At 34.1% G+C, this 13,413-nt stretch carries 16 protein-coding genes; 14 read left to right on the forward strand and 2 right to left on the reverse strand.

What is annotated here, in order from left to right:
* Positions 1-387: 387 nt before the first annotated feature.
* The 8 genes from AAEO57_RS18750 (at position 388) to AAEO57_RS18785 (ending at position 4,675) form a co-directional block, all read left to right on the forward strand.
* Positions 388-831 carry a DUF1877 family protein gene (locus AAEO57_RS18750; protein ID WP_341694568.1) on the forward strand — a complete coding sequence of 148 codons (444 nt, stop codon included), beginning with the start codon at positions 388-390 and terminating at the stop codon, positions 829-831.
* Positions 832-1,130: 299 nt separating this feature from the next.
* Complete coding sequence (locus tag AAEO57_RS18755; protein WP_341694569.1) at positions 1,131-1,280, forward strand: hypothetical protein; 150 nt, start codon at positions 1,131-1,133, stop codon at positions 1,278-1,280.
* 39 nt (positions 1,281-1,319) lie between these two features.
* On the forward strand, positions 1,320-1,607 hold the full coding sequence (locus AAEO57_RS18760) for a hypothetical protein (RefSeq protein ID WP_341694570.1): 288 nt from the start codon (positions 1,320-1,322) through the stop codon (positions 1,605-1,607).
* Between the two features lie 127 nt (positions 1,608-1,734).
* On the forward strand, positions 1,735-2,316 hold the full coding sequence (locus tag AAEO57_RS18765) for an LOG family protein (protein ID WP_341694571.1): 582 nt from the start codon (positions 1,735-1,737) through the stop codon (positions 2,314-2,316).
* A 97-nt stretch (positions 2,317-2,413) separates the two neighbouring features.
* Positions 2,414-3,100, forward strand: coding sequence for a DUF2490 domain-containing protein (locus tag AAEO57_RS18770; RefSeq protein ID WP_341694572.1), 687 nt, complete (start codon positions 2,414-2,416; stop codon positions 3,098-3,100).
* Positions 3,101-3,119: 19 nt separating this feature from the next.
* Positions 3,120-3,587: an SRPBCC family protein gene (locus tag AAEO57_RS18775; protein WP_341694573.1), complete on the forward strand. Its 468-nt coding sequence runs from the start codon at positions 3,120-3,122 to the stop codon at positions 3,585-3,587.
* Between the two features lie 20 nt (positions 3,588-3,607).
* Positions 3,608-3,985 (forward strand): iron chaperone, encoded by a 378-nt coding sequence (locus AAEO57_RS18780; RefSeq protein WP_341694574.1) that lies wholly within the window; start codon positions 3,608-3,610, stop codon positions 3,983-3,985.
* A gap of 6 nt (positions 3,986-3,991) precedes the next feature.
* On the forward strand, positions 3,992-4,675 hold the full coding sequence (locus AAEO57_RS18785; protein WP_341694575.1) for a 2'-5' RNA ligase family protein: 684 nt from the start codon (positions 3,992-3,994) through the stop codon (positions 4,673-4,675).
* Here AAEO57_RS18785 and AAEO57_RS18790 read toward each other — a convergent pair whose 3' ends face one another.
* Entirely contained in the window at positions 4,676-5,038 is a 363-nt protein-coding gene (locus AAEO57_RS18790) for a VOC family protein (RefSeq protein WP_341694576.1), read from the reverse strand. It abuts the gene before it with no gap.
* A gap of 54 nt (positions 5,039-5,092) precedes the next feature.
* Positions 5,093-7,240 carry a cation:proton antiporter gene (locus AAEO57_RS18795; protein ID WP_341694577.1) on the reverse strand — a complete coding sequence of 716 codons (2,148 nt, stop codon included), beginning with the start codon at positions 7,238-7,240 and terminating at the stop codon, positions 5,093-5,095.
* 321 nt (positions 7,241-7,561) lie between these two features.
* On the opposite strand from AAEO57_RS18795, the gene AAEO57_RS18800 reads away from it, so the two are divergent.
* The 6 genes from AAEO57_RS18800 (at position 7,562) to AAEO57_RS18825 (ending at position 13,399) form a co-directional block, all read left to right on the forward strand.
* Positions 7,562-8,989: an L-serine ammonia-lyase gene (locus AAEO57_RS18800; RefSeq protein ID WP_341694578.1), complete on the forward strand. Its 1,428-nt coding sequence runs from the start codon at positions 7,562-7,564 to the stop codon at positions 8,987-8,989.
* 86 nt (positions 8,990-9,075) lie between these two features.
* On the forward strand, positions 9,076-9,894 hold the full coding sequence (gene panB, locus AAEO57_RS18805; RefSeq protein WP_341694579.1) for a 3-methyl-2-oxobutanoate hydroxymethyltransferase: 819 nt from the start codon (positions 9,076-9,078) through the stop codon (positions 9,892-9,894).
* A gap of 103 nt (positions 9,895-9,997) precedes the next feature.
* Positions 9,998-10,348 carry a four helix bundle protein gene (locus AAEO57_RS18810; RefSeq protein WP_341694580.1) on the forward strand — a complete coding sequence of 117 codons (351 nt, stop codon included), beginning with the start codon at positions 9,998-10,000 and terminating at the stop codon, positions 10,346-10,348.
* A 59-nt stretch (positions 10,349-10,407) separates the two neighbouring features.
* Positions 10,408-11,097, forward strand: a complete 690-nt coding sequence (locus tag AAEO57_RS18815; protein WP_341694581.1) for an RluA family pseudouridine synthase — start codon at positions 10,408-10,410, stop codon at positions 11,095-11,097.
* A 75-nt stretch (positions 11,098-11,172) separates the two neighbouring features.
* Complete coding sequence (locus tag AAEO57_RS18820; RefSeq protein ID WP_341694582.1) at positions 11,173-12,501, forward strand: aldehyde dehydrogenase; 1,329 nt, start codon at positions 11,173-11,175, stop codon at positions 12,499-12,501.
* A gap of 106 nt (positions 12,502-12,607) precedes the next feature.
* Positions 12,608-13,399, forward strand: coding sequence for a hypothetical protein (locus tag AAEO57_RS18825; RefSeq protein ID WP_341694583.1), 792 nt, complete (start codon positions 12,608-12,610; stop codon positions 13,397-13,399).
* The last annotated feature ends 14 nt before the right edge of the window (positions 13,400-13,413 follow it).

The raw sequence follows: 13,413 nt of genomic DNA on the forward strand, positions 1-13,413 counted from the left end.
TTTTTGGGCTGAGTTCCTTTCTTCCTTGCATACTTAAAAATACCAAAAATCATATTTTTAAACAACGTTTTTTATATATTTGAACAGTTGTGCAACAAGCACACACGCTACAAGCAATTTGGGCATTTGCCTTAATGGAAAAATTGGTTTGTATTTGGAAGATTTGGCAAATCAGAATAATGGGCTTAATTTAGTCCCAAACTGCTTGTAGCGCGAGAACGTTGGCAGTAATTACACATATTTACACGAAATTGACTTCTTCAGCTAACGGAAGAAAGTGAGAGTTTGGATGAATATTAGAAAAAATTATTGATTTTATAAACATAAAAAACATTAGTTAGAATTTTAGCGCAGAATCAAAAATCCTTAATAAAAAAACTGAAAATTATGTCATTAACAGGTTCATTATATAAGACTACAGACGATAAATTAAAATCCTTAATTAAAAATGATTTTGATTTATTAGAATCTTTAACCGAAATTGCGGATTTAAGTTATTTCGCAATAAACCTTTTAGAAATTTTGTCTAAATATTCTAATTTAAACAGTGCCTCAGTTGGTAAAATTTTGCAGGGAAATAATTCTTTTAGTCCGGAAGACGGTTTTATTGGATTTTCAAAATCTAATGAAGTAAAAAAAAACAAAACTGAAATATTGGACAAAATAACTTCAGAAAATTTCATTGAATATTTAAATAAAGGAGAAATTGAAAATAACCCAAATACTCCGAAAAGAGATAGAGATTTTTTAATGCAATATTTTGAAAACATTAAAAAAGCATACGAAAAAGCTGTAAGTGAAAATATGGCATTAATTTTTAGATTAGGATAAAAACTACTGCCACCACACGCTACAAGCAATTTGGGCATTTGGCTTAATGGAAAGATGGTTTTGTATTTGGGATGATTTGGCAAATCCGAAAGATAACGCAAATTTAATTCCAAACTGCTTGTCGCACGAGAACGTCAGTCTGTGAAAAAACTAAAATCAACGTCTTGAGAATATCATATTTGAGATTTTTCTCCGGAAGCTCTCCGAATACTTTCTAAATTTGAAGAGGTTTTTTCACAGACTGACGTTAGTTGCTATTTTTGCAAAACGCATCGTAAAATGCAAGACTTAATTAATTTATGGATAGTTCAAAATATAATCCTTATGTATTAGTGTCGTTTGAAAAACAAAACGACCAAAATTACATTCTTGGAATTTCACCAAGTAATTATGATGAAGATTTCTATTATGAAATCCATATCAAAACTAAATATAAAATCCAATACTAAGGAAGACTCTTAAGCCAAATACAAACATCCACAGACAAAATGAATCAAAAACAAAAAATCGAACAAATCAAGTCGATACTAAAGCAATGGAATCCACTAGGAAATGCTGAACATAGCATTCCAGATTTAAATGATTATGAAACGGAAGTTGACGATATTATTTTTAATCTTGAAATGGATTATGACTTTCCAGAAAAAAGTGTTACCAAAAAGCAGTTATCTAATATTGTCAAAGAAGTCTTGAATCAAGCTTTTGACTTGTACTTAACGAGCTCAGAATGTGATGCTCCTTCTGAAGAAATATTGGAGGTTCTAAATCAGAAATAAAAGCACGCCACACAAGAGCCACTACAACGGAATTGGGCATTTGGCTTAATGAAAAGTAGGTTTTGTATTTGGATGATTTGGCAAATACAAAGATTGGGGTTAATTTAGCCCTAAATCCTAAAAAAAAATGAAAAGAATAACAGTCTTCTGCGGATCCAGTTTTGGTACCGAAGAAATTTATAGAGAACAGGCAGCTTTACTGGGTAAAACATTAGCACAGGAAAATATAGAATTGGTTTATGGCGGTGCCAATGTAGGATTGATGGGTGCAGTAGCAGATAGTGTTTTAAATAACGGCGGAAAAGCAATTGGTGTTTTGCCTAATTTTTTAAGATCTAAAGAAATTGCACATCTGGGCTTAACAGAACTTATTCTGGTGGAAAGCATGCACGAAAGAAAAACCAGAATGAATGATTTATGTGATGGTGTAATTGCGCTCCCAGGCGGCTTTGGAACATTGGAAGAACTTTTCGAAATGCTTACCTGGGCTCAATTAGGACTGCATAAAAAACCAATTGCAATTTTAAATATTAATGGTTTTTATGATTCTTTGATACAATTGACTGAAATCATGGTTAGTAAAGGTTTACTGAAGGATGTGAATCAACAGATGCTTTTAGTAAGTGATAACATTGATGAATTATTGGATAAAATGAAGAATTACAAAGCTCCAAGTGTTGGGAAATGGATTGAAAAAAAGGAACTTTAGTCTTTTTTGACAACCTGATTTTCTGTTTTTAACATAATTTACCGAATAACTTTCTTATCTTGTGACTCCAAAAAAAACAGAAAATCAGTTATCTTAAATGAAACATTTAAAAGCCACTTCTCTCTTATTCGCCCTTATTTTATCAGTAAATTTCATAAATGCACAAGACACAGATACCGGAAACTGGTTTATCTATTTTGGAAATCAGGCCATCAATAAAAAATGGAACTGGCATAACGAAGTGCAATACCGAAATTATAATTTTGCAGGAGACACTCAACAGTTATTATTAAGAACGGGAATCGGATACAATCTTACTGAAAACAACAATAATGTTTTATTAGGTTACGGTTTTATTAATTCACAAAATTATATTCCGGGAACAGACAATAAAGCAGACAGTAATGAACATCGTATTTTTCAACAGTTTATAACACGCCAAAATTTTGGAAGAGTTTATCTGCAGCACCGTTATCGCGTGGAAGAACGTTTTTTAAAAGATGACTTCCAAATGCGTTTTCGCTATTTTTTAGCTATAAATGTTCCGCTGAACAAGCCTAAAATGGAAGATAATGCTTTTTATTTCTCCGCTTATAATGAAATTTTTATAAACGCAGAATCACCAGCCTTTGACCGCGATCGCATATATGGAGCTTTAGGATATGTAATCAATAAAAATTTCAGGGTAGAAGCCGGATTTATGAGACAGATTCAGGAAAACACAGGGAGGAATCAATTTCAGATAGTGGTTTACAACAATATCCCTTTTAACAGTAGTAAATAACGTTTCAAAATCTGTAAATATGGCAACAGTGAATAATAATTTTGCAAAAGCCGAAATGCTGATTAGAAAACCTGTTTCAGAAGTTTTTCAGGCTTTTATAAATCCTGAAATTACCAGCAAATTTTGGTTTACCAAGGGATCCGAAAATTTAGAAGAAGGCAAATCAACCGTATGGAGCTGGGAGATGTATGGTTTTTCGCTTACTGTTTTAACTAAAATAATTGAAGAAGACAGACGAATTGTTATCGAATGGGGAAATAGCGGAGAGGAAACCATTGTAGAATGGATTTTCAACCCATTGAACGAAAAAGAAACTTTTGTTAGCATTACCAATTCTAATTTTAAGGGCGATGCTGATAAAATACTTTCTGAAGTTCGAAATGCTACTGAAGGTTTTACCCTTGTTTTGGCAGGAGCTAAAGCTTTTTTAGAACATCAGATTCAGTTGAATTTGGTATTAGACCGATTCCCGAAAGGTTTGAGTTAATCATCTAAAAAATAATTGTCATGGCAACAATTCCGATTTCAAAACCTACTACAATTGATCAATATATCGGTGGTTTTCCAAATGAGGTACAGGGAATTTTAGAAAAAGTCAGAATGACAATCCATAAAGCTGCTCCTGATGCCAAAGAAAAAATCAGTTACTCCATGCCAGCTTTTGAGCAAAACGGAATCCTTGTTTATTTTGCCGCTTTTAAAAATCACATTGGACTCTATGCGCTGCCAAGCGGACATGAAGAATTTAAGGAAGCTCTTTCAAAATACAAATCAGGTAAAGGTTCTGTACAATTTCCGTTAAATCAGCCCATGCCTTTTGATTTAATTACCAAAATTGTCAAATTCAGAGTTAAAGAAAATCTTGAAAAAGTAAAAAATAAATAATCAAATATGAATTTATCTGAACATTATAATGCGCTTTTCAAAAAATCATCTGAACTCATTTTATCAGGAAATTATACTATTGATTCCAAAATCAATGATGAGTCAGACAGGAGATTCGGCATTACTTTACTGGTTCGTCCAAATGAAGAAATAAAGGCTAATATTCAGGCATTTTTAAAAGAATTAAAAAAAACAGAACCTCATCAGTACTATTATCCCAACTCTGATATTCATATTACCATCATGTCCTTAATTTCATGTTATCAAGGTTTTTCACTGGATAAATTTAGTATGTCTGAGTATGTTGATATCATCGAGAAAAGCCTTGTAGATGTAAATGAAATACAAATTGATTTTCAGGGGGTAACTCTCTCCCCTTCTGCTATTATGCTTCAGGGTTTTCCAACTGACAACTCATTGAATGTTTTACGGGACAAACTGCGCGAAAATTTCAAAAGCTCTTCTCTTCCTCAAAGCATAGACAGCCGTTACATTATCACTGCTGCGCATTCGACAATAATGCGATTTCAGAAAAAATTAGAAAACCCTGAGAAACTAATAGAAGTAATTGAAAAATTCAGAAATCATAATTTTGGAAAATTTACTGCTGAAAAAATTGAACTGGTTTTTAACGACTGGTATCAGCGTGAAAAGAACACCGTAAATATGTGTGATCTTTATTTAAGATAATTATTTAAACTTTCCGAAATGCCATAAAATTCCGGAAGGATCATGCAAAAAACATTCGCTTCCCCAGTCTAAATTACGAGTTGGAATTAATTTAACATCAGGATATTTTTCAGGAAGATTTAAAGCCAAAAGGGCATTATAATAACAATCGACATCATCAACTTCCAAAAAAATCATGGTGTTGTCAATCCAATCCTTAACATAGGCATCTTGTAGATAAAATGCTATTTCGTTTGATTTAAATACGGACAATTTAGAATCTAAAATTGTTTCTTCATACCCCAAATCCCTATAAAAACGTCTTGAAGTTTCAAAGTTTTTAGAACCTATAAATGGGCGGATAGATTTGATATTATGATTCATTTTTTATTAAATTTAAACAGAAGAGCAATAATCTGAATATTCTTAATTCTTAATTTACCCCTTCTTCAAAATATTCCCCAATCCTTTGCCAATCTGCTCAATGGCTTCTATTCCTTTGGTTAAAGGCGTGGCTGTAAAATCTTCATAAGCATCCATGGCACTTTCTTTACGGTCATCCTGCTGGTATACCAAAATTATATTGTTTTCGCTGAATGACTTCTCAAATTTCTGAGGCAATCTATCAAAAATCGACTGGTAAGAAACAGAACCTTTTCTTGATAAATTGAAAACAATCAAATCGGTTGGCTTAATTTCATCGGTAATAGCCTCAAAATCATCCCAGTCTAAAACACTTTTAAAACCTAATTTCGCATTTAATCTCAAATTATTAGCAATCTGCTGTATGGCCTGATGCGTTTTATATTCGGCATAAATGACAATCGGAATACTAAATTCCTGCGACAGTCTGCAGATTTTCTGTAATAAAAGATGAAATCCTATTCCTCTCTCAGAAAAAGGCGGGCAAATAAAAACCAGTCTTTTTTCTTCTATAAAGTTTTTCGGAAATCTACAGATGAATAAGCTTTTGTCAACATTGTTAATAATAGAGTCAACGTTTTCACCAAAAATCTTATCCAGAAAACCTGTTTTTCTAGGCCATCCCACAATCACAATATCCGACATGATTTCTTTGGAAGTTCTCGCAATTCCACTGGCAGGATTATGGTCTATTCTGGCTATGGTATTAATTTTTACTTCTGAAGCAGAACCCTGAATCACAAATTTATCGACTGCTTTTCTGTATTTTAAAATATTAATTTCTGCCTGGTCATTGTTTGGCACTATCGTTAATAAAGTTACAGGATTTGAAGACTTTTTATCTTTTATCAAAAGTGCAAAATCTAATAAACTGGCCGTTGCCGAAGTTTTTGCCAGCGGAATCAAAATATGTTCATCTAAAATCAAATCTTTACTGGCATCTTCCGGCGAAACTTCTTCTTCGCAGATGGCAATCTTTTTACCTGCTTTTTCAGTTGCAAAAGAAGCTACGATACAAGTAATCAATATTAAAATAATCGTTCCGTTTAATATGTTTTCATCCAGAATTTTTGCTTTAAACCCAACCAGAATTACGGCCAGTGTTGCTGCTGCATGTGCACTGCTCAATCCAAAAATCAACTGTCTTTCTGTTCTTGTATATTTAAAAACAATTTGTGTAAAGAAAGCTGCAATCCATTTTCCAAAAATGGCCACAACGCTCAAAGTTCCGGCAACAATCAATGCTGTTGGTCCACTTAAAATCACACTAATATCCACGAGCATTCCTACCGAAATCAGGAAAAAAGGAATAAACAAAGCGTTCCCTATAAACTCAATTCTGTTCATTAACGCTGATGAATGCGGAATTAAAGGATTTAAAGCCAGACCTGCTACGAAAGCACCAATAATGGGTTCTACTCCTGCTACTTCTGCCAAAAACGCAGCAAAGAAAACTACAGAAAGTACAAAAATATAATGTGCGTGTTTTTCACTTTCCAGTTTTTTAAAAAACCATTTTGCAATTCTTGGAATCACCAAAAACATAATTGCCGAAAAAATAGCCAGTGAAACCCCTAATTTTATCCAGAAAGCCTGATTCAGATTTCCCTGGCTGCTTCCCATAATCACCGCCAGAATAATCAAAACGGCTGTGTCTGTCAAAATCGTTCCTCCTACGGTTATAGCAACCGCCTGATTTTTGGCAATCCCTAATTTACTCACAATCGGATATGCCACCAACGTGTGGGTTGCAAACATACTTGCCGTTAAAAAACTGGCGTTAAAATCGTATTGCAGCAAATAAAAACAAACCGGAAACCCAATAGTCAGCGGAAATATGAAAGTAAAAAAACCGAATAATAAACTTTTATTTCGGTTGGCTTTAAACTCATTCATATCGAGTTCCAAACCTGCAATAAACATAATATAAAGCAATCCAATAGTTGAAAATAAATCGACAGCAGAGTTTTTAGCCAAAATATTAAACCCGTGAGGCCCAATAATTACACCCGAAATAATCAAACCTATAATTCCGGGAATGTTAATTTTTTTGAGCAAAATGGGGCTTAATAAAATGATTAGAAGTATCAACGAAAAAATCAATACTGGATTGGTAAGCGGTAATTCAAATTCTTGTATAAAATGCCTGAAAAATTCTATCATAGTGTAGTTTTAGCTGCTGGTATTATAACTATTCCCTGAAAATTATCTTTTCAGAATTCAAACCAAATACCCATAGTGTGCTATTTGTTTCAATTATTAAAAAACTAAAAAAGACCAGTTTTTCAGAGAAAGCCTCATTACAAAAATACCTAAAAAAAGGACTGAACTTTTTATTAAAGCCCGATATTAAGTAATAAATTTTATTTCCTTGACGAATTATTAATATTTAATATATTTTTTAACAAAACCGCAACATTAACAAATAAAAATGAAACTTCTTTGCATTATTCAACTATCTTTGTTTTAATAAAAAACTAAACAATGGAAGAATGTATCTCTGTTTTTGATATGCTTAAAATTGGTGTCGGCCCATCAAGTTCCCACACGCTCGGACCTTGGCGCGCAGCAGAACGCTTTTTGAAAGAGTTAAGAGAGCAAACCATTTTAGAACAAATTATCAGAGTTAAAGTTGACCTGTACGGATCGCTTTCGTTAACAGGCAAAGGTCATGCTACCGATCTGGCTGTTATGCTTGGACTAAGCGGTCAGGATCCTGAATACATTCCCGTTGAAAATATTTCGGGAATCATCAAAACGATTGAGACTAAAAATGAGATTTTTTTGGGAGATCAGGTTAAAATTCCGTTTTATTTTCTTCAGGATATTATTTTCAATAAAGACTTTCTTCCCTTTCATGCCAACGGATTAAAGTTTACGGCTTATAAAAATGATGATTCTGAATACGAATCTACCTTTTATTCTATTGGCGGTGGTTTTGTAGTAAAAGAAGAACGTACGAATGCCAAAAATAAAATTGCCATAAAATGTGCTTTTCCGTTTATGATTGACAATGCCGATGATTTATTAAAGTATACAATTCAGGAAAATAAAAAGATTTCTGAAATCGTATATGAAAATGAAAAATCAATGCGCTCTGAAGACAAAATTCACTCCGAATTAATGCGTATCTGGAAAACCATGTTAGAATGCATGTATATTGGCTGCCATTCTGAAGGAATTCTTCCCGGAGGATTGAATGTTCGCCGTAGAGCTTTTGATATGCATCAGAATTTAATTGGTTTATCAAATTATAATGATCCCCAATCGTGGCTGGAAGAAATCAGGAAAACCGAGGTAAAATTTCGTCAAATCCTAAAATGGGTTAGCTGTTTTGCATTGGCTGTAAATGAAGTCAATGCCTCTTTAGGACGTGTTGTCACAGCCCCAACAAACGGAAGTGCCGGAGTAATCCCGGCAGTTTTGATGTATTATTTGGTAATAGAAAACCATAACGCTGGCGAAAAAGAAATTAAACAATTTTTGATGGTAGCCGGAGAAATAGGAAGTTTATTCAAACAAGGATCTACCATTTCTGCCGCAATGGGTGGTTGTCAGGCCGAAATTGGCGTTTCGTCCTCAATGGCTGCTGCAGCACTTTGCGAATTAATGGGCGGCACTCCTGCACAGGTTTTAATGGCAGCCGAAATTGCCATGGAACATCATTTGGGTTTAACCTGTGACCCAATTGGCGGTCTGGTTCAGATTCCGTGTATTGAAAGAAATACGATGGGTGCCATAAAAGCCATAAACGCAGCCGAACTTGCTTTGGAAACCGATTCTAAAAATGCCAAAGTTCCATTAGACAAAGTAATCAATACGATGTGGGAAACAGCTAAAGACATGAATTCAAAATACAAAGAAACCTCAGAAGGCGGTTTGGCAATTGCGGTAAATATGGCCGATTGTTAGTATAATATTGCTTAATTTTGCAAAAAAAAATTCGTTTTAAAGAAAATCAACTTTAAAACTATTCAAAAAAACTAAAAAAAGTATCAATGTCAGTAGCAAAAAAAGATTATAAAAGAATCACTACAAAGTCGTTAATAGAAATGAAAAGTCATGGAGAAAAAATCTCTATGTTAACGGCTTACGATTATACGATGGCAAAAATTGTTGATACTGCTGGTGTAGACGTCATTTTAGTGGGAGATTCGGCTTCTAATGTAATGGCTGGTCATGAAACAACTTTGCCTATTACTTTAGATCAAATGATTTACCATGCTTCATCGGTTGTTCGTGCAGTAGAAAGAGGTTTGGTCGTGGTTGATTTACCTTTTGGAAGTTACCAGTCTGATCCTAAAGAAGCTTTGCGTTCTGCTATCAGAATCATGAAAGAAAGCGGTGGACATGCTGTGAAACTGGAAGGCGGAAAAGAAATTAAAGAATCCATCAAAAAAATATTAAATGCCGGAATTCCTGTAATGGGTCATTTGGGATTAACTCCTCAGTCTATTTATAAATTCGGAACTTACAGCGTTCGTGCCAAAGAAGACGAAGAAGCAGAAAAATTAATTGAAGATGCCAAAATGCTTGAAAAAGTGGGTTGTTTTGCAGTGGTACTTGAAAAAATACCTGCTGATTTAGCCGAAAAAGTGGCTAAAAGTATTTCAATCCCGGTTATCGGAATAGGTGCCGGAGGCGGTGTTGACGGACAGGTTCTCGTTATTCATGATATGCTGGGAATGAACAATGAATTCAGTCCGCGTTTCCTTCGCCGTTACCTGAATTTATATGAAGAAATGACCAAAGCCATCGGTCAGTATGCAGCTGATGTGAAATCGAAGGACTTTCCTAATGAAAGAGAACAATACTAGTCTAGATTTTTAGACTTCTTAGACATTAGACTTCTTAGATTTGAATTCTAAATTTAATCTAAAAAGTCTAAGCCAGTCTAAAATCTAATCATCTAAAGATATTATGCATCAATTTAAAGAACTTTTAATTTGGAAAAAAAGCAGATTGTTTTGTTCTAAAATTTACAATGTAACAGCTAATTTTCCGAATGAAGAAAAATTTGGAATTACAAATCAATTACGAAGAGCTGCTGTTTCTATTCCTTCAAACATTGCTGAAGGGTCTTCAAGAAATTCTAATAAAGATTTTGCACGATTCTTAGAAATTGCAATTGGTTCTGCTTACGAAGTAGAAACTCAACTTTTAATTTCATCTGATTTAGGGTTTATTAATGAAGAAAACATAATAGAATTGATAAATCTGCTAGAAGAAATAACTAAAATGACTTCAAGATTCAGAGCAACTTTGTTATAATTCCAAAGAAAATTAAAATCTAAAAGCCTAAGCCAGTCTAAAAATCTAAGCAAGTCTAAATGAAAATCGTTTCCAACAAAAATAACCTCCAAATCCTCCACGAAGACAACCATATTATTGTAGTCAATAAACGTGTTGGAGATATTGTACAAGGAGATAAAACCGGAGACAAACCCTTGTCTGATATTGTAAAAGAATACATAAAAGACAAATACAATAAACCTGGCGATGTTTTTCTAGGTGTGATTCACCGACTGGATCGTCCCACAACCGGAATTGTGGTTTTTGCCAGAACCAGTAAAGCTTTGTCCCGAATGAATGAATTATTCAGCAATCGTGAAACTAAAAAAACGTATTGGGCTGTGGTAAAAAACAAACCAAAAGAAGCTTCAGCCAGACTGGTTCATTATTTAAAAAGAAACGAAAAAAACAATACTTCAAAAGCACATTTAAAAGAAGTTCCGGACAGCAAACTGGCGAGTCTGGATTATACCATTATTAAAGAACTTCAAAATTATACGGCTTTAGAGATTAATCTTCATACAGGCCGTCATCACCAAATCCGTGCTCAGTTATCTGCTATTGGTTCTCCCATAAAAGGAGATTTGAAATATGGGGCTGACCGGAGTAACCCTGACGGAGGCATTCACCTGCATGCACGAAAATTAGTTTTTGTTCATCCTGTTTCCAAAGAAAATATCATTATAACTGCCCCAACTCCGGATGAAACAATCTGGAATGCTGTATGATTTTTATGATTTAATTGTAATATTTTCAATTTATATCTGTTAACTTGCATAGCCAAAATTTAAGTTTTCACTAAAATGGACTATAAAAACGATATAAAGTACAGAAAAGAAACGCTTAAAAAATTACTTTTTAACATTCAGAAAAGTGAGGATTTAATTGTGAAGGCCTTGTATGATGATTTTAAAAAACCGGAATTCGAAGCCGTTTTAACTGAGACAAATTATGTTATTTCAGAACTGAAAACGACCATAAAAAATATAAACACATGGACAAAACCTCAACGCGTTTTTCCTTCCCTGCTCAATTTTCCATCGACAGATTATATTTATAAAGAACCTTATGGAGACGTTTTGGTTATTGCTCCCTGGAATTATCCTTTTCAACTGGCTTTATGTCCTTTAATTTCTGCCGTAGCTGCAGGAAACAGGGTCGTATTAAAACCTTCAGAACTTACTCCGCATACTTCTGCCATCATCGCCAAAATTATCGAAAAATCATTCCACATCAATCATGTGGAAGTTGTTCAGGGAGGTGTTGAAATTTCAGAAAAACTTTTGGCAAAACGCTGGGATTATATTTTCTTTACCGGAAGCGTTACTGTTGGCAAAATTGTAGCTAAAGCCGCCGCCGAGCATTTAACTCCAGTAACACTGGAACTGGGTGGTAAAAATCCTTGTGTGATTGACGAAACCGCGAACTTAAGACTTGCTGCCAAACGCATCATCTGGGGAAAATTTATTAATGCCGGACAAACCTGTATCGCTCCGGATTATATTCTGGTACAAAAAAATATGAAAATTAATTTTATTACGTACCTCATTGAAGAAATCATTCTCGCTTATGGCAAAAAAATACAAGACTCACCTGATTATGCCCGTATTATCAACGCTAAAAACTGGGTGCGTCTGACAGATATGATTTCCCCGGAAAAAGTATTTTTCGGAGGAGAATCGGATGCTGCCGATCTTTACATCGCCCCCACTCTTGTTGACGAACCCGAACTAAACAGTAAAATCATGTCGGAAGAGATTTTTGGTCCTGTGCTGCCAATTCTGTCTTATGATTCAGAAGAGGACATTGATAGGATTATCAGCAAATATGAAAAACCTCTCGCCTTTTATATTTTTAGCGAAAATGATTCTTTTTCTCAAAAGATGATTTCACGTTATTCCTTTGGAGGTGGCTGTATCAATGATACTGTAATTCATTTTTCGAACAAAAGACTCCCTTTTGGAGGTGTTGGGTACAGCGGTATCGGAGCCTACCATGGAAAACTCAGTTTTGATATTTTTTCACACCATAAATCCATTGTTAAAAAAGCCAACTGGCTTGACCTTCCTATGCGTTATGCCCCTTATAAAGATAAATTGAAAAACATCCGAAAGTTGTTAGACTGGATATAGCCAATAATAACCGGACAGACTCTAATAAAATTGATTAAAAACATCTATATTTACGTTTAAATTTTAACCTAAAAACCTAAACAGTTTAATACAATTTTATCAGATTATGAAGTCTACCCTTAATCAAATCGAAGAGATAAAAAACAACGGTTATAACATAGATTTCTCGGAAGTTTTTACCAATACTTTCGAAAATTATAAAAAAATAGCCATTTACGCCGGACTTATTTTATTGGTCATTTCAATACTCTCCTTTTTTTTGGGAGGAGGAATCTTTGCCAGCATATATGGGGTTGAAAATTTTAACAAAGAGTTTTTAGAATCCTTACAAAAACAGGAACCGACACCAGAAATGCTTCTAATTTACACCGCTGTCATTGTTGGTTTAACTGCTATTTTTGGTCCTTTTTCCGCAGGATTTTTAAAAATGGCCGATTGTGCAGAAAAAGACCAGTCTTTTAATTTTTCGACTATTTTTACTTATTATAAAGCGCCTTATTTTTCCAGAATTTTTATTGCCTCATTATTAATCAGCCTTCTAACAGGTCTGATTTCAGTTGGGTTAAACTTTATTGGAATTACTTTTATCGATACTTTATTGTCATTAGGGATTTCGCTCTTTACATCATTAACGATACCATTAATTATTTTTGGAAATCTCAACACAACAGACGCTATTAAATCGAGTATTATTATTGTAAGCAAACAACCCGTTGTAATTGCACTTCTGCTTATTGTAGCATTCATTGGTTCCCTTGTTGGTTTTATCGGGTGCTGTATTGGCGTAGTGTTTACGATTCCTATTACTTATTCTGTAAAATATGCGATTTACAGCGCAATCATCGGAATTGAAAATCAGGACTCTATTGATTCAATAGGTCAGTCAGATTGGGAATAACTCAGCTTACTATT

It is taken from the genome of Flavobacterium calami (genome assembly GCF_038290035.1).
GTDB classification, from domain to species: domain Bacteria; phylum Bacteroidota; class Bacteroidia; order Flavobacteriales; family Flavobacteriaceae; genus Flavobacterium; species Flavobacterium calami.